Source organism: Sphingomonas sp. HMP9 (genome assembly GCF_013374115.1).
Lineage (GTDB): Bacteria > Pseudomonadota > Alphaproteobacteria > Sphingomonadales > Sphingomonadaceae > Sphingomonas.
The window spans coordinates 2493327-2519307 of the sequence record NZ_AP022673.1 but is presented as its reverse complement, the minus strand read 5'-3'; the positions used below and the strand labels follow the sequence as shown (position 1 = coordinate 2519307).

General features: G+C 67.3%; 28 protein-coding genes. 6 read left to right on the top strand and 22 right to left on the bottom strand.

All coding sequences use genetic code 11. The annotated features are described in order from the left end of the window. Window positions 1-36: 36 nt before the first annotated feature. A complete protein-coding gene (locus HMP09_RS11230; protein WP_232090190.1) occupies window positions 37-621 on the bottom strand; it encodes a TlpA family protein disulfide reductase in 585 nt (194 codons plus the stop codon). Between the two features lie 76 nt (window positions 622-697). Between HMP09_RS11230 and argH the strand changes: the two genes are divergently transcribed. Genes argH through HMP09_RS11205 form a run of 5 tightly spaced genes read left to right on the top strand, consistent with a single transcriptional unit; the run spans window position 698 to window position 5359 of the window. Next, a complete protein-coding gene (argH, locus tag HMP09_RS11225) occupies window positions 698-2080 on the top strand; it encodes an argininosuccinate lyase (protein WP_176501723.1) in 1383 nt (460 codons plus the stop codon). After that, window positions 2077-2319, top strand: coding sequence for a hypothetical protein (locus tag HMP09_RS11220; protein ID WP_176500437.1), 243 nt, complete (start codon window positions 2077-2079; stop codon window positions 2317-2319). The genes argH and HMP09_RS11220 overlap by 4 nt, the downstream gene beginning before the upstream one ends. Window positions 2320-2330: 11 nt before the next feature. Then, a complete protein-coding gene (gene lysA / locus HMP09_RS11215; protein WP_176500436.1) occupies window positions 2331-3593 on the top strand; it encodes a diaminopimelate decarboxylase in 1263 nt (420 codons plus the stop codon). After that, window positions 3578-4375: a precorrin-2 dehydrogenase/sirohydrochlorin ferrochelatase family protein gene (locus tag HMP09_RS11210; RefSeq protein WP_176500435.1), complete on the top strand. Its 798-nt coding sequence runs from the start codon at window positions 3578-3580 to the stop codon at window positions 4373-4375. The genes lysA and HMP09_RS11210 overlap by 16 nt, the downstream gene beginning before the upstream one ends. Before the next feature lie 30 nt (window positions 4376-4405). Continuing rightward, entirely contained in the window at window positions 4406-5359 is a 954-nt protein-coding gene (locus tag HMP09_RS11205; RefSeq protein WP_176500434.1) for a CorA family divalent cation transporter, read from the top strand. A gap of 3 nt (window positions 5360-5362) precedes the next feature. Here HMP09_RS11205 and HMP09_RS11200 read toward each other — a convergent pair whose 3' ends face one another. The 18 genes from HMP09_RS11200 to HMP09_RS11115 all read right to left on the bottom strand — a co-directional run bounded on the left by HMP09_RS11200 (window position 5363) and on the right by HMP09_RS11115 (window position 20730). Then, a complete protein-coding gene (locus tag HMP09_RS11200; protein WP_176500433.1) occupies window positions 5363-5761 on the bottom strand; it encodes a flagellar export chaperone FliS in 399 nt (132 codons plus the stop codon). Continuing rightward, a complete protein-coding gene (gene fliD / locus HMP09_RS11195) occupies window positions 5758-7209 on the bottom strand; it encodes a flagellar filament capping protein FliD (protein WP_176500432.1) in 1452 nt (483 codons plus the stop codon). The genes HMP09_RS11200 and fliD overlap by 4 nt, the downstream gene beginning before the upstream one ends. 57 nt (window positions 7210-7266) lie before the next feature. Then, window positions 7267-8409, bottom strand: a complete 1143-nt coding sequence (gene flhB, locus HMP09_RS11190; RefSeq protein ID WP_176500431.1) for a flagellar type III secretion system protein FlhB — start codon at window positions 8407-8409, stop codon at window positions 7267-7269. Window positions 8410-8433: 24 nt separating this feature from the next. Next, complete coding sequence (fliR, locus tag HMP09_RS11185) at window positions 8434-9213, bottom strand: flagellar biosynthetic protein FliR (RefSeq protein ID WP_176500430.1); 780 nt, start codon at window positions 9211-9213, stop codon at window positions 8434-8436. A gap of 127 nt (window positions 9214-9340) precedes the next feature. Further along, window positions 9341-9610, bottom strand: coding sequence for a flagellar biosynthesis protein FliQ (gene fliQ / locus HMP09_RS11180; RefSeq protein WP_055874447.1), 270 nt, complete (start codon window positions 9608-9610; stop codon window positions 9341-9343). A 4-nt stretch (window positions 9611-9614) separates the two neighbouring features. Then, on the bottom strand, window positions 9615-10361 hold the full coding sequence (fliP, locus tag HMP09_RS11175; RefSeq protein WP_232090873.1) for a flagellar type III secretion system pore protein FliP: 747 nt from the start codon (window positions 10359-10361) through the stop codon (window positions 9615-9617). Window positions 10362-10561: 200 nt separating this feature from the next. Continuing rightward, the gene (locus HMP09_RS11170; RefSeq protein ID WP_176500428.1) at window positions 10562-10816 is read right to left on the bottom strand and encodes a flagellar biosynthetic protein FliO; all 255 of its coding nucleotides are present in this window, start codon (window positions 10814-10816) and stop codon (window positions 10562-10564) included. 5 nt (window positions 10817-10821) lie between these two features. Next, window positions 10822-11139 (bottom strand): flagellar motor switch protein FliN, encoded by a 318-nt coding sequence (gene fliN, locus HMP09_RS11165; RefSeq protein ID WP_176500427.1) that lies wholly within the window; start codon window positions 11137-11139, stop codon window positions 10822-10824. Next, window positions 11136-12098, bottom strand: a complete 963-nt coding sequence (locus HMP09_RS11160; RefSeq protein ID WP_176500426.1) for a flagellar motor switch protein FliM — start codon at window positions 12096-12098, stop codon at window positions 11136-11138. Before HMP09_RS11160 ends, fliN begins: the two co-directional genes overlap by 4 nt. Before the next feature lie 3 nt (window positions 12099-12101). Further along, window positions 12102-12731, bottom strand: coding sequence for a flagellar basal body-associated FliL family protein (locus tag HMP09_RS11155; protein ID WP_176500425.1), 630 nt, complete (start codon window positions 12729-12731; stop codon window positions 12102-12104). Between the two features lie 19 nt (window positions 12732-12750). Beyond that, window positions 12751-13812 (bottom strand): flagellar hook-length control protein FliK, encoded by a 1062-nt coding sequence (locus HMP09_RS11150; RefSeq protein WP_232090189.1) that lies wholly within the window; start codon window positions 13810-13812, stop codon window positions 12751-12753. Between the two features lie 108 nt (window positions 13813-13920). After that, on the bottom strand, window positions 13921-14346 hold the full coding sequence (locus tag HMP09_RS11145; protein WP_176500423.1) for a hypothetical protein: 426 nt from the start codon (window positions 14344-14346) through the stop codon (window positions 13921-13923). Window position 14347: 1 nt separating this feature from the next. Next, on the bottom strand, window positions 14348-15673 hold the full coding sequence (locus tag HMP09_RS11140) for a FliI/YscN family ATPase (RefSeq protein ID WP_176500422.1): 1326 nt from the start codon (window positions 15671-15673) through the stop codon (window positions 14348-14350). Beyond that, on the bottom strand, window positions 15667-16407 hold the full coding sequence (locus HMP09_RS11135) for a FliH/SctL family protein (protein WP_176500421.1): 741 nt from the start codon (window positions 16405-16407) through the stop codon (window positions 15667-15669). Before HMP09_RS11135 ends, HMP09_RS11140 begins: the two co-directional genes overlap by 7 nt. Beyond that, window positions 16400-17356 carry a flagellar motor switch protein FliG gene (gene fliG / locus HMP09_RS11130; RefSeq protein WP_232090872.1) on the bottom strand — a complete coding sequence of 319 codons (957 nt, stop codon included), beginning with the start codon at window positions 17354-17356 and terminating at the stop codon, window positions 16400-16402. The genes HMP09_RS11135 and fliG overlap by 8 nt, the downstream gene beginning before the upstream one ends. Before the next feature lie 50 nt (window positions 17357-17406). Then, window positions 17407-19074, bottom strand: coding sequence for a flagellar basal-body MS-ring/collar protein FliF (gene fliF, locus HMP09_RS11125; protein WP_176500419.1), 1668 nt, complete (start codon window positions 19072-19074; stop codon window positions 17407-17409). Between the two features lies 1 nt (window position 19075). Then, window positions 19076-19438, bottom strand: a complete 363-nt coding sequence (gene fliE / locus HMP09_RS11120; protein WP_232090188.1) for a flagellar hook-basal body complex protein FliE — start codon at window positions 19436-19438, stop codon at window positions 19076-19078. Next, window positions 19435-20730, bottom strand: a complete 1296-nt coding sequence (locus tag HMP09_RS11115; protein WP_176500418.1) for a sigma-54 interaction domain-containing protein — start codon at window positions 20728-20730, stop codon at window positions 19435-19437. Before HMP09_RS11115 ends, fliE begins: the two co-directional genes overlap by 4 nt. A gap of 272 nt (window positions 20731-21002) precedes the next feature. On the opposite strand from HMP09_RS11115, the gene HMP09_RS11110 reads away from it, so the two are divergent. Continuing rightward, window positions 21003-21959: a flagellin N-terminal helical domain-containing protein gene (locus tag HMP09_RS11110; RefSeq protein WP_176500417.1), complete on the top strand. Its 957-nt coding sequence runs from the start codon at window positions 21003-21005 to the stop codon at window positions 21957-21959. A 170-nt stretch (window positions 21960-22129) separates the two neighbouring features. Here the strand turns inward: HMP09_RS11110 and HMP09_RS11105 are convergent, their stop codons facing one another. The 3 genes from HMP09_RS11105 to flhA form a co-directional block, all read right to left on the bottom strand. Continuing rightward, window positions 22130-22981, bottom strand: coding sequence for a metallophosphoesterase (locus tag HMP09_RS11105; protein ID WP_176500416.1), 852 nt, complete (start codon window positions 22979-22981; stop codon window positions 22130-22132). Window positions 22982-23147: 166 nt separating this feature from the next. Beyond that, window positions 23148-23897 carry a FliA/WhiG family RNA polymerase sigma factor gene (locus tag HMP09_RS11100; RefSeq protein WP_176500415.1) on the bottom strand — a complete coding sequence of 250 codons (750 nt, stop codon included), beginning with the start codon at window positions 23895-23897 and terminating at the stop codon, window positions 23148-23150. Further along, on the bottom strand, window positions 23894-25981 hold the full coding sequence (gene flhA, locus HMP09_RS11095; RefSeq protein WP_176500414.1) for a flagellar biosynthesis protein FlhA: 2088 nt from the start codon (window positions 25979-25981) through the stop codon (window positions 23894-23896). The genes HMP09_RS11100 and flhA overlap by 4 nt, the downstream gene beginning before the upstream one ends.

Sequence of the window (25981 nt, the reverse complement as noted above, 5' to 3'; positions counted from 1 at the left end):
AAGGCGGGTCGGCACAACCTGTTCGGGATCAACGCGTTACGAGGCTTCGGCGATCAGCTTTGCCGCGGCCGGCGTGTTCCATTCATAGCCGCCGGTCATCCGCCAGACCTCCTTGCCGGCCGAATCGTAGAGGATCGTGGTCGGCAGGTTCGCCTGGTATGCGAGGCTGAGGCCGAGCTTCGGATCGAGATACGGCTTCAGCGTGGAGAATGTTTTCTGCGCGAAGAACGGCGTCACCTTCTCTGCGCCCTGCATGTCCTGGCTGACCGCGATCACCTGCACCTTGCCGTCCAGCGACTTCGCCGCGGCATCGAGCGTCGGCATTTCCGCCACGCATGGCGCGCACCACGTTGCCCACATGTTAAGCAGCAACGGCTTGCCCTTGAACGACGCGAGCATGACCGATTTGCCGTCGGGCGCGGTGAAGGCGACCGTCGGGCCGGTCTCGCCCTTGTGGCTGCGGTCGAGCTTTTCGGTGCTGGCGGCAGGGCTGGTGGCTTCGTCGGGGGCTGGCCCGGACGTCACCTCGTCGGCGGACGCGGCGTTTGCGGCGACGACGTTCGCTTGCTCCGGCGCGGGCGATTTCCTATCGCAGCCGGCGACCAGCAGGCCCAGTCCCACGAGACCGATAGTCGGAAGACGGGCGATTGGGCGCGAAGTGAACACAGGACGCAAGACCATGGACGGTTCCAATTCGATGTGGGGTGGGCGGTTCGCCGAGGGCCCGGCGGCGGTCATGCGCGAGATAAACGCCTCCATTCCCTTCGACAAGCGGCTCTGGCAGCAGGATATTGCGGGCTCCGAGGCGCATGTCGCGATGCTCGGCAAGCAGGGCATCGTGTCGGCCGAGGACGCCGCGACGATCTCGGCCGGGCTCGACACGGTGGCGGCGCATTATGCGGCGAACGGCGTCGAGGAGGATCTGGTCCTCGAGGATATCCACATGCAGACCGAGGCGCGGCTCGCGGAGGCGATCGGGCCGGTCGCCGGGCGGCTGCACACCGCGCGGTCACGCAATGACCAGGTCGCGACCGATTTCCGGCTCTGGGTGCGCGACGCGATCGACCGGGCGCTGGCGGCACTGGCGGGCTTCCAGGCGGCGCTGCTGACGCGCGCCGAGGAGCATGCGGCGAGCGTCATGCCGGGCTTCACGCATCTCCAGTCCGCACAGCCGGTAACGCTGGGGCATCATTTGATGGCGTATCATGCGATGATTTCGCGCGACGTTGGGCGGTTCGCGGATGCTCGCGCGCGTATGAACCGCTCGCCGCTCGGCTCGGCCGCACTCGCTGGCACCGGCTTTCCGATCGACCGCGAGATGACCGCCGCCGCGCTCGGTTTCGACGGGCCGATGACCAACTCGCTCGACGGGGTGAGCGACCGCGATTTCGCGATCGAATATCTCACCGCCGCGACGCAGACCTCGCTGCACCTGTCGCGGCTCGCCGAGGAGTTCGTGCTGTGGGCGTCGCAGCCGTTCGGGTTCGTCGCGCTCAGCGATCAATGGTCGACCGGCAGCTCGATCATGCCACAGAAGCGCAATCCCGATGCAGCCGAGCTGGTCCGCGGGCATGCCGGGCGTATCCTCGGCTGCATGACCGCGCTGATGGTGACGATGAAGGGCCTGCCGCTCGCCTATTCGAAGGACATGCAGGACGACAAGCCGCCGGTGTTCGAGGCGCACGACCTGCTCGCGCTGTCGATCGCGGCGATGACCGGGATGGTCGAGAGTGCGACGTTCCGCACCGATCGGATGCGCGGGCTGGCGGAGAGCGGCTTTGCGACCGCGACGGATCTCGCCGACTGGCTGGTGCGCGAGGCTGGCCTGCCGTTCCGCGAGGCGCATCACGTGACCGGGCGCGCGGTGAAGCTGGCGGAGGAGCGCAAGGTCGCGCTCGACGCGCTGCCGATCGAGGACCTGAAGGCAATCGATGCGCGGATCGACGAACGCGTGTACGGCGTGCTGTCGGTCGACGCGTCGGTCGCCAGCCGGACCAGCTTCGGCGGCACCGCGCCCGACAATGTGCGTGCGGCGATCCGCGCGGCGCGTGCCGAGACGGCGGGGGGAGAGACGGCATGAAACGGTTACTGGCACTTACAGGGTTGGCGCTTGCTCTGGCAGGTTGCGGCGCAGCGGACGGGCTCGTCCCGGCGGAGGGCAAGACGCTCCCGGTCGCGCCCTATGGTGCGAAAACGCCGCCCACGCCCGCACAGTTGCTGACCCCCACGACTCAGCAACGCCCACAGCGCAGCGACGAGCTGCTCACCACGTCCCAGCCGCGCCGCAGCGACGAGTTCGACCTGCCGCCGCCGAATTGAAGACCTGAACCATGGATCATTTCGCCTATCGTGACGGTGTCATGCACGCCGAGGACGTCGCCCTGCCGGCGATCGCCGAGGCCGTCGGCACGCCCGTCTACGTCTATTCGACCGCCACCTTCCGCCGCCACGCGCAGGTGTTCCGCGATGCGCTGAAGCCTGCGGGCCGCGTCCATCTGGCCTATGCGATCAAGGCCAATCCCAACGTCGCGGTGCTGCGCGTGCTGGCCGACGAAGGCTATGGCGCCGACGTGGTCTCGGCGGGCGAGATGCAGCGCGCGCTGGCGGCCGGCATCCCGGCGTCGGACATCGTGTTCTCGGGCGTCGGCAAGACGCGGCGCGAACTGGCGCAGGCGCTCGATGCCGGGATCGGCCAGTTCAACCTGGAGCTGGAGGAGGAGGGCGAAGTCCTCGCCGCGCTGGCCCATGCCCGCGGCGAACGCGCGCCGGCGGTGCTGCGCGTGAACCCCGACGTGGACGCGGGTACGCACGCGAAGATCTCGACGGGTCGCAAGGAGAACAAGTTCGGCGTGGCGATCGACCAGGCCGTCGCGATGTTCGACCGGCTGTCGCAGCATGACGGGCTCGACCTGCGCGGGGTCGCGATCCACATCGGCAGCCAGCTTGCCGATCTCGCCCCGCTCGAGGCCGCCTATGCGCGGATCGGCGAACTCGTGGCGGAGCTGCGCGCGGCGGGCCACACCATCAGCCGCGTCGATCTCGGCGGTGGGCTCGGCGTTCCCTACAAGCCCGGCGACGACCTGCCGAGCCCGGCCGAATACGGCGCGATGGTCGCGCGTGCGACTGCGGGCTGGGATGTCGAGCTGATGTTCGAACCCGGCCGGGTGATCGCGGGCAATGCCGGTGTCCTGCTGACCGAGGTCATCTGGGTGAAGCCGGGCGTCGTGAACCCCTATGTGATCGTCGACGCGGCGATGAACGACCTCGCGCGCGTTGCGATGTACGATGCGTATCACGATTTCGTCGCGGTCGCGCCGACCGGCGAACGGATGACCGCCAACATCGCCGGCCCGGTGTGCGAGACCGGCGACACCTTCGCGATGGGGCGCGACATCGACGTCGTGACGTCGGGCGATCTGGGCATCTTCCGCACCGCGGGCGCGTACGGGGCGACGATGGCCTCGACCTACAACAGCCGTGCGCTGGTGCCCGAAGTGCTCGTCGATGGCGACCGGTTCGCGGTGGTGGCCGACCGCATTCACCCGGAGACGATCCTGGCCGCCGAGCGCGTGCCGGAATGGCTCAAGCGGTGACACCGCCCGCTCCGCTGCAGAGCCTGCCGCTGTTCGTGCGGTTGGCCGGCCGTCCCGTGATCCTGCTGGGCGAGGGCGAGGCAGCGGATGCGAAACGCCGGTTGCTCGATCGTGCGGGTGCGGATGTCGTCGGCGAGGATGCGGCGGCGTCGCTTGCGATCGTTGCGATCGACGACGAGGACGAAGCGCTGGCGGCGGTCGCACGACTGAAGGCGCGGGGGATCCTGGTCAACGCGGTCGATCGCTCGGCGCTGTGCGACTTCACGCTGCCGGCGATCGTCGACCGTGCACCGGTGTTGATCGCGATCGGGACGAGCGGCGTGTCCGCCGGGCTCGCCGCCGCCCTGCGGCAACGACTCGAAGCCTTGATCCCAGCCGATCTCGGCAAGCTCGCGCTGGCGTTGCAGGCTGCGCGGGTCGCGTTACGGACGCGCTGGCCTGATATGGGCGAGCGCCGCCGCGCGCTGGCGACGGCGATGGGGGCAGGGGGCATGCTCGATCCGTTGTCGCCGACGCACGACGTCGATGCGTGGCTGGCCCCGACGGGAACGCCGGCTGCACGGCGCGACGTGGCGATAACGCTCGTCCTGCTGTCCGACGATCCCGAGGACCTGACGTTGCGCCAGGCCCGCGCGCTGGCCAGCGCCGACCGGGTCTATCACCGGGCCGACGTCCCCGCGGCGATCCTCGACCGTGCGCGTGCCGATGCCGCACGGCTGTGCGCGGTGATGCCCGCCGATCCCGGCACGGGCCTGTCGGTCGAGATCGAGATGGCCCTTTGAGCGAGATGGTCCTGTGAGCGAGATGGTCCTGTGAGTGGTTTTGCGTTCCGGATCGTCGATGGCGAGGCGACGCGCGTCGACGTCAAGGAAGCGCTTGCCGGCACCGCCGACCTCGTCTGGGTGCATCTGTCGACGACCGCCGAGCATGCGCAGACCTGGCTCCGCGACGAGGCCGAGCTGCTCGAATATGTCGTCGACGCGCTGACCGCGACGGAGACCCGGCCGCGGTGCGAGGCCGTCGGCGACGGCGCGTTCGTCAATTTGCGCGGGCGGTCGAAGGAGGAGCTCGACACCTCCGACATGCTAGCCTCGGTGCGGATCTGGGCCGTGAAGGGCCGGGTCTACTCCGTGACGCGCAAACCGTTGATCGCGGTCGGCGAGGTCGAAAAGATGGTCGAGCGCGGCGAGATTCGCGACCCGGGCGACCTGATCGCGGCGTTCGCGACCGCGATCACCGCCGACCTCGATCCCGACGTGGCGACGCTCGGCGACGAGCTCGACGATTGCGAGGAACAGCTCGACGCCAACCGCGTGTTCGAACTGCGCCGCGCGGTCAGCAAGGTGCGCGTGGCGGCGATCGGCTATAAACGCTTCCTCAGCCCGCAACGCGCGGCGCTGGAGAAGCTGGCCGCGCTGCCCGGCGACTGGCTGGCGGACGACGACCGGCTGCATCTGGCGGCGGCGGCGGACCGTGCGGCGCGGATGGCGGAGGAGCTCGAATCGATCCGCGAACGCTCGGCGCTGATCCACGAGACTCTGACCGACCTGCGCGCCGAACAGATCGACAACCGCTCGCTGATCATCTCGATCGCGGCGATGGTGTTCCTGCCGCTGACGTTCCTCACCGGCCTGTACGGCATGAACGTGAAGGGCCTGCCCTATGCCGAGGAACCCTGGGCATTCGACGCGATCGCGGCCGCCTGCGTCGTGATTGCAGTGGGCGTGATCGGGTATTTCACCATGCGGCACTGGTTCCGCCGGTAGCGGCTACGCCGCGCTGGCGGTCCGCCAGGCCTGCGCGATCTCGTCGAGCATGTCGGCGGAGTCGCGGAACGGCTGTGGGTCATGGCCGAGCGAGGCGTTGATCACCGTCTTGCGCGCGCCGCCGTACAGCCGGGCGAGCGTTTCCGAGACCTGGCCGCCTTTTTCGAAATCGAGGCCGGCTTCGAGCGCGAAGAGAATGGCGGTGGCGCGCGTGATGCGCTCGCTCTTGATCGCGAACTTGCGTTTCTCACAGGCCCAGGCGGCCGCGCGCAGGGCCGCGACCAGTTCCTTGTAGAGCAATTGGACGAGCGCAGGTCCGTCCGCGGTGGCGGTACGGCCGACCGCGTCGATCTGGCGATAGGTCGCGAACGGATCGCGCGTGAGCGTCGAGGCGTAGGTCACGAATCCTTGTTCCACGCTGCGATCTGGTTGGTGAGGAAGGTCTGCGTCGATTTATACGCCGACACGCGCGAATTCATGCTGGCATATTGCTGCGTCAGGCGCGTGGTCAGCTGTGCCGACTGGTCGGTGACTTTGTCCTGCTGCTTGGCGACGTCCGCCTCCGCCGCCGTGTAGCGCACGGTCGATGCGCCGAGACCGGTCAGCGTGCTGGTCGCGCTGGTGGTCAACGCCGTCAGCGTCGCGGACAGGCCGAGCGCATTGGTCCCCGACGGCGCGAACATCGATTCGACCGTGTCGGGGTTCGCCGCCAGCTGTTTGGCGAGCAGGGCCGAATCGACTCGCAGCGTACCGTCGGTGTTGGTCGCGACGCCGATCTCCGACAGCGACCGCGGAAGGCCCGCGGTCGCGCCCCCGACCAGCGGCTTCGACACCAGCGCCTGCAAGGACCGGAGCAGCGATTTCGCAGCAGGATCCGCGCGGAGGTTGCCGGTGATCGGATCGGTCTGTTCGGTGATGGTTTTCAGCACCTCGTTATAGGTCGTGACGACATCGTTGACCGCTTGCGTCAGCGCGTCTGTCGACGCGGTGCTGGTGAGCGAAACGGGGGCGGTCGACACGGCGTTGAGCTGCAGCACGACGCCGGTGACGAGATCGCCGACCGTGTTGCTCGCGCGTTCGACGGCGATCCCGTCGACGGTCAGCTGCGCGTTCTGCGCGGTGGAGACGAGGCTAGTCTTTGTCGCATTGCCGCCGATATCGAGCGCGTCGCCGGTCGCGCCCTTCAGCGTGAAGGCGTTGGCGCTGCCGGTCGCGCCCTTGACCGAAAGATACGCGCCGCCGTTCGCGTCGGTGACGACCGAGGCGGTGACGCCGGTCTTCGCGGCGTTGATCGCGGCGGCGATTGAATCGATGCTGCCATTGCCGACATCGATCGAGACCGGCTTCGCGCTGCCGATCGTGAGCGTCAGCGCGCCGGTGCCAAGGTCGGCGGTACGATCCGCGACGGCGGTCGTCGTGCGCGCGACCTGCCCGGTGGCGAGGCGCGTGACCGTGATGGCGGAGGATAGCCCCGACAATTTGGCGCCCGACGTCGCGGTGGCGGACAGGACGGCGGCGTTCGAGCTGGTCGGCTGCGTCTGCAACGTCCCGCCCTTCACCAGGTTGGCGAGCGCGGTCGAAAAGCCGGTCATCGTGCTTTTCAGCGTGCCGACGCCCGAGATCTGCGCGGTGAGCGTGTCGGATTTGGTCTTCAGCGCCGCCGTCCGGGCGGCGAACTGCGCGGAGACGAGCGACGTGACCAGCGTGCCGGTATCGACGCCCGAGCCTGCGCTGAGGTTCTTGAGCAGCGCCTGAGTCGCGTCGTTGACGGCGTTCTGCGCGCTGGGCGTAGGCGTAGGCGTAGGCGTGGGGGTCGGCGTGGCCGTCGTGCTGGTGGTCGATGTTACCATGATAGAGTTCCTGCACGTGCGCGCTCGCTCACAAGAACGGCCGTTCGGGGCGAATGTTTAGGCCTGTTTCATGCCGTTTTCGTCGAACCGCGCATCCTTCGGCACGGTGACGAAGGGTTGCACCCCGCTTGCCGTACCACCGGCGGCGGCGTTCAGTCCGAAGACGAAGGCCAGCACGGTCGCGATCGCGGTGTAGAGGTCGTCGCGCACCTCCTGCCCCTCCTTGCTCGTGTAATAGACGGCGCGCGCGAGCGAAGGGTATTCGAGGATCGGTACGCGGCCTTCGCCGGCCAGTTCGCGGATCGCCAGCGCGGTCGCGCCGCGGCCCTTGGCGACCACCACCGGCACCTGATCCTTGCCGCGATCATAGCGCAGCGCCACGGCGAAATGCGTCGGGTTGGTCAGCACGACATGCGCCTCCGCGACCGATTTGCGTAAGCCCCCGCTCGCCATCGCGCGCATCTTGGCACGCATCTGGCCCTTCGCCTCGCCATTGCCCTCGGTCGACTTATGCTCGTCCTTCACCTCCTGCTTCGACATCCGCATCTTGCCGAGGCGGCGGATGATCTGGATCGGCAGGTCGATGCCCGCGATCGCGCACAGCCCGAACGCCATCGCGATCAGGATGCCCTTGAAGATCCCGCCGAGCGTCGACAGCGCTTGGTTCAGATCCGCGGACGAGGCGAGCCCCATCGTCGAATGCGCCGCCTTCCACAGCATCCAGCCGCCGATCGTACCGAGCAGGATCACCTTCAGCAGCGACTTGCCGAGCTCGATCCAGCCGTTCGATCCGAAGATCCGCTTCAGACCCGCGGCGGGATCGACGCGGCTGTATTTGGGGGCGAGCAGACCACCGTTGAACCCGAGCGACCCAAGCCCCGCCTGGCTCAGGATCGCGGCGCCGATGCTGACCATGAACAAGGTAATTAGCGATGGTGCGAGCTTGCCGCCCGCTTCCATCAGCGGTCGCCAGGGCGCGAAATCCTCGACGTCTGCATGCGTGAACTGGAAGCTCGAGGTCATGATCGCCTTGCACGCGGCGATCAGCGTTGGGCCGGCGTAGATCAGCCAGGCGACGCCGGCGAGCATGCTCAGCGCGGTCGCGAAATCGCGCGACTTGAGGATGTCGCCCTTCTCGACCGCATCCTTCTTGCGCTTGGCGGTTGGGGCTTCGGTTTTTTCGCCCGAATCTTCAGACATGGGCATCTTCAGACATGGGCATCTTCAAACATCAGCGAGGACCAGGTTTTCGGTTGCGGCGAGGCCTTCGCGGACGATCACGAGCATATAGTCGCCCATCGTCGGGAACGCGATCGCCAGCGTGATAACGCCGACCGCGAGGCTGGCGGGCAGGCCGACCGCGAACAGGTTGAGCGAGGGCGCGGCGCGGCTCAGCATGCCGACGACGATGTTGAGGCAGAGCAGCAGGAAGCCGACCGGGAGTGCCAGCAGCAGCCCGGCGAGAAACGCGTACCCGCCGAAGAACGCGATCGCCTTAAGCCGCTCGACGCCGATCCAGGCCGCGCCGGGGGGCAGGACGTCATAGCTCTTCACGAGCAGGTCGATCAGGATCAGATGGCCGTCGACCGACAGGAACAGCAGCGTCAGCATGATCGAGAAGAACTGGCCGAGCGCGGGGCTCGATTTGCCGTTCTGCGGATCGATCGACGAGGCGAACCCCAGCCCCATCGCGCCGCCGATCACCTCGGCGGCGATCATCGGCGCGGCGAACGCGATCTGGAGGACGAAGCCGAGCGCGAGGCCGACCAGCGCCTCGGCGGCGGCTGAGAGTATGGTGGAGACCGCGAAGATGGTCTGCGGCGGGACGATCGGATGCGCCGCAAGCACGAGAAAGCCGATCGCGCCCGACAGCGTGACGCGCACGGTGACGGGAACCGAGACGTTGCCGAACACCGGCGCCGCGATGAACGTCGCGCCGATGCGGATCATCACGAACACGAGCGCCCACAGTTGCGGCTCGATCGAGAGCCCGAAGCCCAACACTACGCGCTTCCCCTTCCGCTTGCGGGAGGGGTCAGGGGAGGGCACGACGTACGTACTGGCGTCCGGTCGGTGGGACACGCCCCCCCCCCGACCCCTCCCGCAAGCGGAAGGGGAGCAGCAAGTGCGCTCACTTAACCAGATCCGGAATACGCTCGAATATGCCGATCGTGAAATCGCTCAGCAATCCCAGGATCAGGCTGCCGAAGATCAGGATCGATACCGCTACGACCACCAGCTTGGGCACGAACGACAGCGTCTGTTCGTTGATCGACGTCGCCGCCTGGATCATGCCGAGGATCAGTCCCGCGAGCAGCGCCGGGATCAGGATCGGCGCGCTGGCCAGCGCCAGCACCCACATCGTCTGGTTGGCGACGGTCAGGAAATATTGCGCGTCCATCGCCTCAGGTCGCGAACGAGTTGGCGAGGCTGCCCATCGTCAGCGCCCAGCCGTCGACGAGCACGAACAGGAGGAGCTTGAACGGCATCGAGATGATCGTCGGGCTGAGCATCGCCATGCCGAGCGACATGAGCACGGTCGCGACGACGAGGTCGATGACGATGAAGGGGAGGAAGATCAGGAAGCCGATCTGGAACGCGGTCTTGAGCTCGGACGTGACGAAGGCGGGCAGCAGGACCGAGAAGGGGATGTCGGTCGGCGTCGCATAGGGCCCGGACTTGGCGATCTGCGCGAACATCGTCACGTCCTTGATCCGCGTCTGCTTCACCATGAACGCGTGGAGCGGCACGCCTGCGGTGGTGATCATCTGCGTGCCGGCCAGCTGCCCCGCGGCATAGGGCTGGATCGCGGTCGTGTTGATCTGACTGATCGTCGGCGCCATGATGAAGAAGCTCAGGAACAGCGACAGCCCGAGCAGCACCTGGTTCGGCGGCGTCTGCTGGAGCCCGAGCGCCTGGCGCAGGATCGCGAGCACGATGATGATCCGCGTGAAGCTGGTCATCATCAGCAGGATACCCGGCAGGACCGTGAGCAGCCCCATGATGATGAGGACTTGCAGCGAAAGCGACAGCGAGCCGCTCTGGCCGGTATTGCCCGCGGCCTGACCACCGAGCTGCCCGAGCGCGCGATCGACAGCGTCGCCGACGGCGGGCGGGGTCGGGGCGGGGACAGCCTGTGCGAAGGCGGGCATCGCGAGGAACAGGGCCAACAGAAGCGCGAGCCCTATCCAGACCCGCCCGTTTCCCCGCGAACGCGGGGATCCAGGGTTACGGAGCGTACCGTTCGTGGCTCCTGGATTCCCGCGTTCGCGGGAAAACAGGGAAGGTTTCGGCGCGAGGAACAGCGACGGGCCAGAACCCTTGCGGGTAACCGTTGGACGAACAGCGGCCGTCATGCGTCGACCTTGTCGATCAGGTGCACGCCGCCGCGGCCGACCGAGACCAGCAGCCGGCGGCCCTCGAAATCGATCACCGCGAGGCGCAGGCCCGGCGAGATCATCATCGTTTCCTTGACGCCGATCAGCCGGGTCGACGGCTTGCCCGGCATGCGGCTCTCGAACTTGCGCCACAGATACAGGCAGCCGAACATGAGCCCGCAGACCAGCGGGAGCAGCACGACGAGCTTGAGGATATAGGTCCAGAGCATCGGGTTCAGCCGCGCGCGACGAGGGATTTGTCGGGGCTGACCAGTTCGGTCATCCGCACGCCGAACCGCTCGCCGACCGTGACGACTTCGCCGCGACCGATCAGCGTGCCGTTGACGAATACGTCGAGCAGTTCGTTGGCCTGCCGGTCGAGCTCGATCACGCTGGATTCGCCGAGTGCGAGCAGTTCGCGCAACGTCAGGCTGGTCGAGCCGATCTCGACGGTCAGCTTGACGTCGACATCCTGGAGCAGCCGGAAATTGGCGGCCACCGCGGCATCGGCAAAGGAAGACGGGGGCGGGAAGCCTCCGGTCATGTCGTTCATGCTGCAAATCCTTCGTCGAAACGGGTAATCGAGGTGAGCTGGATGGCGGCGAAGCCATTGGAGGTGCCGACCGTGCCGCAGCCGAGCCGGTTGTTGCCGACCATCACCGGCACGTCGCCCGAGATGGTGATCGGGATCACGTCGCCGGGTTTCAGGTCCATCAGCATCGTCAGCTTCACGACCGGCTCGGCAAGCACCGAGCGGATCGGGAATCGCACGTTCATGGCGGCGCGGGTCAGCTCGTTGCGCCACGCCGGATCGGGCTCGGCCGACTTGCCGACGACCTTGGCGGTCAGCGAAGGCGCATGCGGCTTCAGCGCGGAGACGGGATAGACCAGGTCGAGGAACACGGGCTTGGCGGCGCCTGCGGCGATCCCGAAGCGCGTGACGATCATCGCGTCCTCGCCGTCGAGATCGGCGATCATCGCCGGGTTCACCTCGACGCGGGTCGGCACGAAGTCGAACCGCGCCATCGGCTCCCACGCGGTCTTGAGCGGGGTCGCGATCATCTGGCCGATCCGCGCGATCATCGCCTCGGCCGCCGGCGAGAACTCGGTCGGAAGCGTATGCGGCGCGGCACCGGTGCCGCCGAAGAACATGTCGAGCATCTCTAGCACGAACTTGCCGTCCATGATGCACAGCGCCTGCGCCATGCCCGGCGTCATGATCAGCGGCAGCCATGCAGTCAGCGCGTCGCTGCGCTCGGCGCGGTAATCGGTGAAGCGCTGGACCACCAGAGGCTCGGCCCAGCAGCGCACTTCCTGGCGCAGCAGCGGCTCGAACACACCGCGCAAGCCGCGCGCGAACCGGGCGGAGAGATGCTGCAGCGTATGCAGGTCGCCGAACGGATTGAGCTTGGCACCGCCCAGCACGCCCTGATGCAGCACGCCCTGTTTGGGGGCAGTGGAGCGATCCCGGTCGCGCCGTTCGCGCGTCTTTGCTGAGCCCTCGTTAACCATGACTCACTGAACGACGAAACTGGTAAAGTAAACGTTACCGATGCCGCCGAATCCTTCCTTCTGCTTGAGCGTATCGTTGATCGCTTTCGCCAATCTGACCTGCAATTGGCGCTTGCCGTCGCTGCTCATCACCTGCTCTTCGGTGGTGTCGCCGAGCGCCATCAGGATGGCCGAACGGACCGCGATGTCGTTGGTCTTCAGGTTGGTGATGACGGTGTCGTCATAGGGCGTGGAGACCGCGACGCCGACCTGGACGAAGTGCACCGAGTCCTGGAGATTGGAGGTGAAATCCTTCTCCAGCGGGTAATAGGTGGAGGCGTATTTGTCGCCGCCCTGCCCTGCGGGGGGCTTCATCCCGTGGTTTTCGGGCGCAGCCTCGTCGCCGCCATGACCGCCGCCTTCGCCGCCTTCCTCCGCGTGCTTCTGCTCGCTCTTGGGGACGAGCTTGGGCTTGCCGTCATCGGCTTCGGCGGCGTGATTGCCACCGCCGAGCAGCCCCGCGCTGGACGCATAGACGCCCGCGCCGACGCCGCCGCCGACCAGCACGAGCAGGGCGACACCGCCGATCAGGATCGTCTTCATCTTGCCCTTTTTCTTCGGGGCGGCCGGGGGTGTTTCTGTGTCGTCGCTCATGGTTTCGTGGTCCTTTGGTTCAAGCGATTCGGATGTCGTCGGGCGTGTCTGCGATCACCGTCGAGACCGGGGCAGGGCGATTCGGGGTCTGTGGCGCTGCGGGCGCGCGCTGCTGGTGCGCGCCGCCGTCGCCAAGCGCGCCTTGCGCGAGCTTCAACCCGCGCGCCTCGGCGAGTTCGGCAAGCCGCGGTTGCGCCTCCGCCAGCAACGCCCGCGTCGCGGCCTGCTCGGCGTTGAAGTGGACGCGCACCACGTCGCCATCCGTCTTCACCGAAACGTCGATCGCGCCGAGCGCGTCGGGGACGAGGCGGATGCGCGTGTCGACTGCATCGGCGGCGTCGCGGAGCATCTCGATCCGCGCGATCATCGCGTGCGGCCAGCGCTCCTGGCGCATGTCGAGCGGGGCCTGCTGGGCATCGGCGACCCTGATCTCGTGCGTTGCGGCGGCACCGATCGGAGCGAGCGGCGTGTCGGACGGAGCGGCGGGCGTATCGGACTCGCCGCGCTTCTTGGCCGCCGCCTGGATCGCCGCCCCGAACACCATCGCCGCCGAGGCGACCGTACCTGGCTGCGGTTGCGCGACGTCGGGTTGTGCAGCGGCGAGCGTAACGGGGGGCGTATCGGGTGTGCTCCACCGCGGCACGTCAGTGGTAGGCGTATCCCTGGTCGGTGTATCGATCGCCTGTGCGGTGGATTTCATCGGGGGCATCGCGGCCATGATCGCGGCGGCGAGTTGCATCGCGGACGAGCCGCCGGCTGGCGTCGCTGCGGAGGGCAAAGGTGGTTGCGCCGCGATCGGCGCAGTCGCCTGTGGCTGCGATTGCGCGAAGACCGGGCGTTGCCCGCCAATCATCGGGGTGCCGGCTCGATCCGTGTTGCTCGCATCGGCCACGGAAACGGGCGCGGCGGTTACCACGATCGGTTGCCAGACGAACGCAGGGTCGGCGGCAATAGTCGGCGGCGGCAAGGCGTTGCCGGTCACGGCGTCGTCCTGCCGGGGCTCGTCTTCCGGCGCCGTGGCAGGGGGTTCGGGTTTCGCCTCGTCGCTGACCTGCTCGAAGGCGTCCGCAAAATCACCCAACTCGCCGCCCACCTTCGCGGACGAGGCGCGAGGGTGGAGAGGGACGGTACGGGAAAGGGTCGCGGTCTGGATCATTCGGGCACTCGCGTTCGGGCGTCTGCCCGCCACTCAGCAAGGATCGTGCCGAACCTTTCGGAAGGCGGGAGCGTCTTCCATCGCGCGGATCGCTTTGAGCACCGCATCGGCGTCGGCGCGCGCGAGCAGCTTCTCGACGGCACTCTGGTCGCGCTTGGCGGCACGGGTCGCCTCGGCAGCGCGCTCGACGTGATATTCGGCTGCCTGCACGCGCGCGACGGCGGCGTTGGCGGATTGTTGCAGACGGTCGCGGTAATGCGCGGCGGCGCCGAGCGAGACGGCGACCTGCGTCTCGTGGACCGGTGCGACCGCTTCGGCGAGCAGCGCGATACGGCCCGACAGCGCCTGCTCGCTGGCGAACTTGTCGTGCGCGCGTGCCTCGTCTGCCCGGGTCAGGCCGAGCTGGAGCGTGCGGACGCGGTGAATGCGCGCCAGCGTCCTGCTACGCGCATCCGCCATGTCAGCCGCCGAACACGCCGGTCAGCTCGGCAACCGCGTCGTTGAGCGAGACGGTTTCGTCGGCGTCCTGGCGGATATATTCCATGACCGCGGGGTGGCACGCGATCGCCGCGTCTATCGCGGGATCGGCACCGTGACGGTACGCGCCCATGAGCACGAGATCGCGGTTTTCCTCGTACGTCGCGAGGTGACGGCGCAACGTCCGCGCGGCCTTGGCGTGGTGCGAGGGGACGATGTCGGTCATCACGCGGCTGACCGAGGGGCCGATGTCGATCGCGGGATAGACGCCGCGCTCGGCGAGCTGGCGGTTGAGGACGATGTGGCCGTCGAGGATCGATCGCGCCGAATCGACCACCGGATCGTTGCCGTCGTCGCCGTCCGCCAGCACCGTATAGATCGCGGTGATCGAGCCGCCGGTATGGACGTCGACGCCGGCGCGCTCGATCAGGTTCGGCAGCATCGCGATGGCGCTGGGCGGATAGCCGCGTGCGGAAGCGGGTTCGCCGAGCGCGAGGCCGATCTCGCGACCGGCATGCGCGACGCGAGTCAGCGAATCCATGATCAGCAGGACCTTCTTGCCCTCGTCGCGGAAGGATTCGGCGATTGCGTGGGCCCGGAGCGCACCGCGGATGCGAAGGACGGGGGAGTGGTTGGCGGGGACTGCAACGACGACCGAACGCTTCCGCGCCGCGCCCGCGACCTTGGTTTCCAGGAAGTCGGCGACTTCGCGGCTACGCTCGCCGATCAGGCCGATGACGATGACGTCGGCCTGCGCGGCGCGGACGATCATGCCGAGCAGCACCGACTTGCCGACGCCCGAGCCCGCCATGATGCCGACGCGCTGGCCCTGGCCGATGGTGAGCAGCCCGTTGATCGCGCGGACGCCGACGTCGAGCGGTTCGCGCACGCGGCCGCGATCGAGCGGCGACTGGAGCTTGCCGGCCAGCGGCCAGCGCCCGGCGCCGCGGATCGGACCGAGCCCGTCGATCGGCTTGCCGGCGCCGTCGACGACGCGCCCAAGCAATGCCGCACCGACCTCGGCCTCGCCCGGCGCGCCGGTCGGCTTGACCGACGCGCGCGGAAGGAGCGCGGCGGCGCCACCGAGGTTCATCATCAACGTCCGGCCGTTGCGGAAGCCGATGACTTCGGCCTCGACGCTCGCCGCGCCTTCGCCGACCTGGCAGACCGTGCCGACCGGGAGGGTCAGCCCGACCGCTTCCATGAGCAGGCCGTCGAACGAGGCGAGGCGGCCGGAGACTTTAGGCTTGGCGACGAAATCGGCGTTGGAGAGGGTTTCGAGATAGTCGGCGGTGAAGCGGTTCAGCATTTGGGCACCGGCACCCGGTCGATCGCCTGCGCCAGTTGGTCGAGCCAGAGTTCGGGGCCGTCTTCGACGATCGTCGACGCGCTTTCGAGCACGAAGCTGCCGCGCGCGACGCTGGGGTCGCCGGCGGCGAAGATCGACTTTGGCAGCCGGCCATCGAGCAGCGCGACATCGTCCGGGTGTACGCGGAGCAGCGCGGATTCGGCGGAATCCGACAGGAGTTCCGCGGCGGTCTCGATCCGGTCGGCGAGCACGTCGGGCGCGATGCCGACCTCGCCGACCAGTTTCGAGACAAGGAAGAGCACCGTCTGGCGGAGCTGGGTCGCGACACGCTCGCGATCGATCCGGTCGGTGCCGAGCGCGGCGGCGAGGTCGCCGAGCAGCGCACCGTCGCGCACCGCTGTCTCCTGCGCGGCGGCGGCGGCCGCGGCGAGGCCCTCCGCATAGCCGGCGGCGTGCGCGTCGGCGAGCGGATCGATGAACGACGATTCGCTGACCGGATCGAGCGGATCCCAGCCCGCGGTCGGGTTCACGTCCTTGTCCGCCGGGCTGAAGTGGCGCGGCGCGCTCGGCTCCGATGTGAAGTGCGGCGACGTGAAGCTGGTCGCTGGCCGGACGGCAGCGCGCTCGCGGACATCGGCCGCCGCGAACCCGGATGGCGGCGCGAACGCGCTCGCCAGGATAGTCGCGGTGGTCGTGTGACGCGACGCGAACCCTGCGGTGAACCCGTTAGACATAATCGTCTTCGCCCCCGCCCATCTGGATCGTACCGTCCTTCGCCAGGCCGCGGGCGATTGCGATCATCGCCTTTTGCGCCTCGAGCACTTCGGCGAGCTTCATCGGCCCGCGTGCCTCCATCTCGTCGCGGATGCCGTCGGCGGCGCGCGCGGACATGCAGCCGAGGAAACGGGTGCGGATCGTCTCGTCGACGCCCTTCAAGGACTTGGTCAGGATCTCGCTGTCGACGTTGCGGATCAGCGTGCCGAGATTCTTGTCGTCGAGGGCAAGCAGGTTGTCGAAGACGAACATCGCCTCCTCGATCGCCTTGGCCACTTCGCGGTCGATCTTGAACAGCTTGGGCATGACGCGCTGTTCGGTCGCCTTGCGCGCGCCTGACAGGATCTTGGCGGCCTCGCGCGTGCCGCCCAGCGTGACGCCGACTGACCCGGGCGCGGCGGCGGTGCGGTTCGCGAGCACGGTCTTGAGCGTCTCGACCGCCTCGGGCGTGATCGGGCCGAGCCGCGCGATGCGGTGGAGGATGTCGGGCTGAACCGCGTCGGGCAGCAGTTCGAGCACCTGGCCGCCGATCGACGCGTCGAGATTGGCGATCAGGACGGCGGCGATCTGCGGATGCTCCTTTTCGATCATCGCGGCGATCTCGGGGGCGTCGAGCCAGTCGAGCAGTTCGAGTTCGCAGGCGGCTTCAGGCGGGGTGATGCGCGCGAGCACGCTCTCCGCCTTTTCGGGGCCAAGCGCGCGGTTCATCACCGCCTCGATCTGCGGACGCGGGTCGAAGCCGATCGCGGTGCGCTCTCGGGCGCGGCCGACGAAATCGTCGAGCACGTCCTCGACCTCCTGCTCCGATACGTCGGCGACCTTGAACATCGCCGCGCCGAGCTGGCGGACTTCCTCGGGTTCGAGCTTCTGGAGGATGGCCGCGGCTTCCTCCTCGCCGACCAGCATCATCAGCACGGCGGCGCGCTCGACGCCGGTATAGGTGCGAAGTGCTACCTCGCTCACTTGGCGTCCGCCTTGATCATGTCGCGTACGGCTAGTGCGGCGCGCGTGGGATTGTCGCGGGTGAAGCCGCGGACCGCGCCGATCCGGTCGTCATAGCCACGCGTGTTCTCGAGCTGGTCGAGGCTAACGGGGGCGGCCACCGCCATGCCGTCGGCCGTCGCGCCGATCGGCTGGCCGAGCGCAGGGCGCGTGCCGGCATCGTCGCGCTTCTTCATCAGCGCCTTGGCGATCGGACGCACGCCGAGCAGCAACACCAGCAGCGCGATCAGGATCGCCGTGCCGTTGCGCGCGAGCACGGGCAGCCAGGCGTTGTCGTACCAGGCCGGGCCACTCGTCGCGGCCGCGTCGACGCCGGCGAACTTGCGGCTGATCACCGTGACGTTGTCGTTGCGCGCCTGGTCGAAGCCGACCGCACTTTTGACGAGATCGCTGATCTGGTTAATCTCCATCGCGGTTCGCCGGCCCTTTTCCGGATCGCGGAGCAGGACGGCAACCGAAAGGCGCTTGACGCCGCCCGGCGTAGCCCGCGTGATCGACACTTCGCGGCCAAGGTCGTAGGCGCGCTGATACTGGTCGGACTGCTTCATCGCGTCGGGGGCGGCACCACCGGCGACCGGCTGTGCGACCGTCCCCGGATTGCCCGTCGCGGCCTGTGGTGCCGACAACGTGCTGGCCGCGGGTGGGGTATTGCTCAGCGCACCCGGAATACCGCCCGGTGCACCGCCACCGTCCTTCTGGTTGCCGGTCCAGTTGCCCGTCTCAGCGCGAAGGACGCCCTGCTTTTCGTAGCTTTCGCGCGTCGCTTGGCTCTCGTCGAGATTGACGTCGGCCTGCACTTCCGCGGTGAAATTGCCCGCGCCGACCAGCGGCGTGAGCAACGCGATCAGCTGCGTGCGATACTTGTCCTCGACGCGGCGCTGGATATCGATCCGCGCATCGCTTGCCGCCCCGGCGCCGTCATTGCCGCCGGCCTTGGTGAGCAGCGCGCCCATCTGGTCGACGATCGTCACCGCCTCGGGCTTCATCCCCGGTACCGACGAGGCGACGAGGTTGATGATCGAGCTGACCTGCGCGTCACTCAGCGACCGGCCGCCCTGCAGCTTCAGGATGACGGAGGCCGAGGGTGCGGCGTTGTCGCGGACGAACACAGACGCCTCTGGCATGGCGAGGTGCACGCGCGCCTCGGCGACCGCGTCGATCTCCTCGATCGACTTGGCCATCTCGGATTCGCGCGCCTGGCGGAGGCGTTCGCCTTCGACCGCACGGCTCACGCCCATCGGGAGCTGGTCGAGGATCGCATAGCCGCCCGGCGCCGCTTTCGGCAGGCCCTGGCCCGCGAGCAGCATCTTCGCGCGGCTGTAATCCTCCTCGCCGACGGTCAGCGCGCCGGTACCCTCGTCGATATGGCTCTTGATGTTGGCGGTCGTCAGCGCGGACGTGACCGCGGCCTTGTCGGCATCGGGCAGCCCGCTGAACAGCGTCTTCTGCGTCGGCGTCGACAGGCTCATCCACGCGAGCGCGGCGGCGGCGATCAGCCCGACCATCAGCGCCATCGGCAGCGAACGGCGGACCGCGGGCTGCGCGAACGCGCCCTTGATCTGCTGGAGGGGGTTGGCGAACCGTTCAGTCGCGCCCGGCGAAGTGGGGATGAGTGCGGTGCTCATGTCAGACCGGCATGCTCATGATATCCTTGTAGGCGGACAGCAGCTTGTTGCGGACCTGCAACGTCGCCTCGAAGCCCACGCTGGCCTGCTGGCGGGCGAGCATCACTTTCGCGATGTCGACGGTCTCGCCGCGCTCATAGCTTTCGCTGAGCTTGGCGGCCTGCGTCTGGCCGTCGTTCACGCTCTTCAGCGCGGTTTCCATCGAATCGGCAAAGCTGGTCGGCTTGACCGTTTCGGTCGGGGCCACGGTTCCGCTCGCCCCGGCCCGCGACAGCGCCTGGTTGCGTTCGAGGATCTGCGAGCGCAGCGCCATGACGCGGTCGACGCTCATCGCGCCGCCGCCTATTCCACTGACGCCGCTCACGCCGACGCCGCCCAATTATGGACGCTGCCGATGTCGTCGCCCTGCTCGCGCGCCTTGGCGAGGCGATAACGCAGCGTGCGTTCGGAAATGCCGAGACGCTTGGCGGTCTCGATCCGGCTGCCGTTGCATGCCTTCAGCGTCTCGCGGATCGCGGCGAACTCGCTCATCTGGACGATGTTGCCGAGCGTTTCAGGCTCCGCTGCAATCGGCGTGATGGGCGTGACTACCGCGGTACGCTGGAACGTCATCGACACCGGGCGGTCGAACACGATGTGGTTCGCCTCGATCGTGTCGCCGCCACAGAACAGCAGCGCGCGCTGGATCACGTTCTCCAGCTCGCGGACATTGCCCGGCCAGTCGTGCAGCATCAGCTGCTCGATCGCCGCATGGCTGGGCCAGGGGATGACATTGCGGTTGCCGGCATGACGCAGGATCAGCGTGGCGGCGAGCGCGGGGATATCCTGCGGGCGTTCGGCCAGCGACTTGGTCGCGAGCGGGAACACCGCGAGGCGGTAATAGAGATCGGCGCGGAACCGGCCGGCGGCGACTTCGGCATGCAGGTCGCGGTTGGCGCAGGCGATCACGCGGACGTCGATCGGCTGCGGCACCGAGGCGCCGAGCGGCACGACCTCGCGCTCCTGCAGCACGCGCAGCAGCTTGGCCTGCAACTGGAGCGGCATCTCGGCGATCTCGTCCAGCAGGATCGTGCCGCCGTTCGCTGCGCGGAAGAAGCCGTCGCCCCCCGACGACGCGCCGGTGAACGCACCCTTCTGGTGGCCGAACAGCAGCGCCTCGAGCATCGATTCGGGGAGTGCTGCGCAATTGATCGCGATGAACGGCTTGTCCTTGCGCGCCGAGCCATTGTGGATGGCACGGGCAAGCACTTCCTTGCCGGTCCCGGTCGGGCCGTTGATCAAGACCGTGATGTCGGCAGCGGCGACGCGCTCCGCAAGGGCGAGCAGCGCGAGAGACTCGGGGTCGGCTGCGGTCGGCATGTCCGGCCCACCGATCAGAGCGCGCGCAAAGCCGTTGCCGACGGCCGTGTCCTCGACGGCAAAGCTGATCCGTGCCGGCGAACCACCGCGCGAGGGCGTCACTTCACGCCCTTCGCAGCCAATCACGACGGTACGCGCGGGGGCGGTGACACCCTCGCCATCGGCGACCAAGAACAGGTCGTTCGCGCCGGGCTGCCCGGTCTCGAACGAGCCCACGCCAAAGCCCTGCGCGCGCAACGACGAAACGAGCGCATATTTCCGCGAAGTGACTGCGGCCGATGGAAAAATTGAGCGCATTAAGTTCCCCCTGAACGATTCGGGGAATGCGGCATTGGTGGTAAACGCGCGGTTAAACTCTGCCGGTCCCGGCAGATAATTTCCGGGCGCGTCTCCGCGGGCACACTTGCGCACGATCACGGGCGCAGGCTCACGTACGCGCACGCGCGAGGCCCGACGGGGGCCTCATTTTTTCGCTTAAGTCCGGTCCGATGCGGTCGTTACTCCCTTTGACGGATCGGCACTTCGCCATGGGGGCGGCGCGGATCGTCGAAGATCACGGAGATTTCGCAATGACTGTCATCGGTACCAACATCTCGGCGCTGCGCGCGACGAACGCTTCGACCAAGGCATCGGGCCTGCTCGCGACCTCGATGGAGCGTCTGTCGACCGGCAAGCGGATCAATTCGGCGAAGGACGACGCCGCCGGCCTCGCCATCTCGTCGTCGATGACGTCGCAGATCAAGGGCATGAACCAGGGCATTCGCAACGCCAATGACGGCATCTCGATGGCGCAGACGGCTGAAGGCGCGCTCGACGAGGTCACGAACAACCTGCAGCGCATGCGCGAACTCGAAGTGCAGAAGGGCAACGGCACGTATTCCGCGAGCGATATCGCCAACATCAAGACCGAGCAGGACGCGTTGGCCAAGCAGATCACTAATGTCTTGTCGAACACGAGCTTCAACGGTGTGAAGTTGTTCGATGGTAAGGCCGGTGCTGCAACCGCGCCAACCGATGGTGCTGTTGTGAAGATTCAGGCAGGCGCGGACAAAACCGACTCGATCAACCTTAATTTGGGTACCGATCTTAGCGGAGTCTACACTGCAGGTACGGCAGCGGTCCCGGGTCAGGCCGAGGTCCCCGCTGATCAGGACGGCAACGGCGGTTCCGCCGCTGTTCCAGGTCAGCCAGCTATGGCGGCTGGCGGCGGCGTAGGGACGGTTGTGACGTCGACGGGCGCTGCAGCGTCGTCGGAAACCACGTTGAAGGATTACGACAACGCGATCGCTACCGTCTCGAACCGTCGTGCATCGCTCGGCGCGTCGCAGAACCAGCTCCAGTCAGCAGTCAACAACCTGACCTCGAACGCGACCAACCTGTCGGACGCCAAGAGCCGTATCGAAGACACCGACTTCTCGGCAGAGACGACCGCGCTCGCCAAGGCACAGATCCTGAGCCAGGCATCGACCGCGATGCTGAGCCAGGCGAACCAGAGCCAGCAGAGCGTGCTCAAGCTGCTCGGCTAATCCGGACCGGCACCGGCACCAGCCCCCCGCAGGGTGACGGTGCCGGTCGGACCCGCCTCTCGTCGCAACCGCGAGGCGGTAGGGAACCCCGGTGGCGCAAGCCGCCGGGGTTTTTGCGTGAAAGGACGCTGTGTGACATCGGAAAGGCTATATTGCGTTTTGACCGTGCGTCATGCGCCGGGCCGTACCGTGATGAGCCACCAATCCGGCATCGCGTTCAAGCGAAGAGGAAGCGTCCCCGAACCCACGCCAGCCGTGACGAAGGTGACACGCGCCATGTATTCGACGCGACCGCACCGGTATTTTGGATCATATAGGCGCCGCCCCCGCGAGTAACGGACGATGGGCCCGATCAAGGGTGCCACCACCTGTCCACAATGGGTATGCCCCGCCAGCAGGATGTGAAGGCGGGCGGGCAGGTCCGGCGCAAGATCCGGCGAATGGGTAAACGCCACGGGTATTCCACCAAGCGCATCGGCCCGCGCTACGGCATGGGCAATGTCATCATGGCCGGAAAAACGATCGCCGATCCCGACAAGTGCCAGTGGTCCGCGTCTGACGGCCGTGTTCTCGAGCACCTGGACCCCAGCCTGTGCGAGGGTCCGTCGGATCGCGTCGGGATCAGTCCAATGGTCGTGGTTGCCAAGGACGGCGAACACCCCGGCAGGTGCGCGCAGTTTCGCTAGCGCGGCGAGGTTCATCGCGCGCCCGGCGGTTCCTTCCTTGTGCTCGCCGACCACGAAATCGCCCGCGAGCATCACGATATCGGGGCTGGCCGCATTCACGGCTTGCACGATTCCCGCCAACCGCTCGGGCCGCATCCCGATGTTGCCAACATGGATGTCGGACAGCAGCGCAATGCGAACGGGCTTGGTACCCTTGGGAAGATCGGCCACATTGACGATCGCACGCCGTTCGATCGGCACCGACGTCGCATTCCTGAAGCCAGTATAGCCGATACCGAGCAGGCCCGCGATGACACCGGCCGATGTCACCAGAAGCGTGAGGTGTCTGAAGCGCATCCGAGACCCAATCGCTAAATCCTGATGACGGCTTATGGCATCTCGGGATGGTCTTAGGAACGACCATCGTCGCGTGTCTTGTGATTTGGGTATGATGCACTCTTGGGGATTGCCGGCTTGATCCGCAGAGCCTCTCCTGGATCTGCCGCTGTTACGGCAATGCGACCTAGAGTTGTCGGGCCAGTGCCTTTTTGAGCTTGGCGTGGGCGGAAGCCTTGATCTGGCAGACTCTTGCGGAGCCGACGCCGAAGACTTCGCCGATCTCCTCAAGATTGAGCTCCTCGACATAGTATAGCTGGATCACCTGCGCCTCGCGTTCGGGGAGCGCGGTGATCGCGGCGATCAGGGCTTCGCGCATGTCGCTGTCGGCAAGCTGCTCGAACGCGTCCGGGGTGTCGTCGGCGAACCAGGGCAAGTCGTCGGCGTACATCTCGTCGATCGAGTCGAAGCGGATCGCGTCGGCGGTGACGTAGTCGGTGCGCAGTTTCTCGATCGTCACGCCGATATGCTCTGCGATCATATCCTCTCCCGGGGCTTTCCCCGTGCGGGCGGTGAGCGCCGAGATCGCCTCGGCGTACTGGCGACGGCGACGCATAGCACCCCGCGTGGACGTCGCCTGGCGGCGGAGTTCGTCGATCATGCTGCCGCGCAGGCGGGTGATTAGGTAGGTCTTGAACGGCATCCCGCGTTCGTCGAAATTCGCCGCGGCCTCGACCAAAGCGACTAGCCCGACCTGGATCAGGTCCTCGACCTCGACGCTGCTGCTCATGCTGCCGTGCACGTGCCACGCGATCCGGCGGACCAGCGGAAGATGCTGTTTGACGAGTTGGTTCGCGTCGCCGCCGGGACGTTGATGCGGGCGGTAGGTCAGGGGTTGGGCGTCCGCGAACGCGTCACGCATGGGCAGCGCGCTCATGCCGCCAGCGCCTGTTGACCAAAGTTTCCGGCCTGCGCCGGCTGGGACGCACCGATGACCGCGACGACTTCGACCGCTTTTTCTTCCGGCACTTCGAAGAACGACAGCACCGGCGTGTCGGGCAGGCAGGTCCTTACCAGCTTGCGGATCGCGATGCGGATCGAGGGCTGGACGACGAGTGCGAACGGTTTGGCCTCGGCGATCAGCGGTTCGGCGGCGCGTTGCAGCGCCTCGACGATGCGGCGGCCGAGATCGGGTTCGATGACGTGGCGGCGCGATTGATCGGCGCGCATCGCCTGGCCGAGCAGACCTTCCAATTGACCCTCCAACGTCATGACGCGCAGCGGTTCGCGCACGCCGCACAGTTTCTGGATGATGAGCGCGCCGAGCTCGGGACGGATCATCTCGATGAGCTCCTCGGCGTCCTGCGTGCGCTGCGCGGCGACCGCAATGGCGCCGGCGATGCGGCGGAATTCCTTGAGCGGGACGTTCTCCACCAGCAGGCCCTTCAGCACCTGCGTCAGCGTCGTGATCGGCAGCGGCGCGAGCGCGGCGACGAGTTGCGCGGCGCGCTCCTTCAGGCCGTCGAGCAAAGCCTGCACTTCGTCCTGGCCGAGCAGGTCGGCGGCGTTCTGGCCGAGCAAATGGTTCAGATGCGTCGCCATCACCGTGCCGGGATCGACCACGAGATAGCCCGCCCCCGTCGCGGCATCGGCATCGCTCGCATCGACCCAGGTCGCGTCGAGCCCGAAGGTCGGGTCCTTGACCTTCTTGCCGTACAGGTCGCCATACGCCTGACCGGTATCGAGCGCGAGCATCTCGTCGGGCGACACCGTGTCCTCGCCGACGACGACGCCGTTGACGAGGATGCGGTAGACATAAGGCGCCAAATTGATGTCGTCGCGAACGCGGACCTGCGGCACGACGAAGCCCAGTTCCTTCGACAATTGGCGGCGGACGCCAGTGATCCGGCCCATCAGCGGCGAGCCGCGACGCTCGTCGGCGAGCGGCACCAGGCCGTAACCAATGTCGAGATTGACCTGCATGCCGTCGGTGACTTCCTCCCAGCCGATCTTCGACTGGTCGATCGTTTCGACGGGCACGATCACTACCGGGGCAGGGCGGCGCTCGATCTGGCGCAGCTTCCACGCGGCGAACCCGGCGATTGCGGCGGCGGGCAGGATCACCATGTGCGGCATGCCGGGCAGGATGCCGAGCAGCGCGAGGATGACCGCGACCGGCGTCCAGGTGCGGGGCGACCCGAACTGGCCGCCGATCTGGCCGGCGAGATCCTTGTCCGAGGTGACGCGCGTGACGATCGAGGCGGCGGCGATCGACAGCATCAGCGACGGCAGCTGCGCGACGAGCGCGTCGCCGATCGCGAGCAGGATGTAATTATGTGCGGCGTCGGCGATCGACATGCCGTGGCTGACCGGGCCGAGGATCAGACCGCCGATGATGTTGGCGGCGAGGATCAGCATAGCGGCGACCGCGTCGCCCTTCACGAACTTCGACGAGCCATCCATCGAGCCGTAGAAATCGGCCTCGGTCGAGACTTCGACGCGGCGCGCCTTGGCCTCGTCGGGAGTGATGAGCCCCGCGTTGAGATCGGCGTCGATCGCCATCTGCTTGCCCGGCAGCGCGTCGAGCGTGAAGCGCGCGCTGACCTCGGAGACGCGGCCGGCGCCCTTGGTGACGACGATCATGTTGATGATCATCAGGATCGCGAAGACGAAGATGCCGACGACGTAGTCGCCGCCGATCAGGAACGTGCCGAACGCTTCGATGACGTGGCCCGCCGCGCTCTCGCCTTCATGGCCGTGGACCAGCACGATGCGGGTCGAGGCGACGTTGAGGCCGAGGCGGAACAGCGTCGCGAACAGCAGCACGGTCGGGAAGGCGGAGAAGTCGAGCGGCTTCTGCGCGTTCAAGGCGACCATCAGCACAGCGAGGCTGATCGCGATGTTGGCGACGAAGAAGATGTCGAGCATGAACGCCGGGATCGGCACGACCATGACGAGCACGAGCATCAGGATCGCGAGCGGCAGGACCGACGCGCGCGCGTTGGAGAGGAGGCGGTTCAT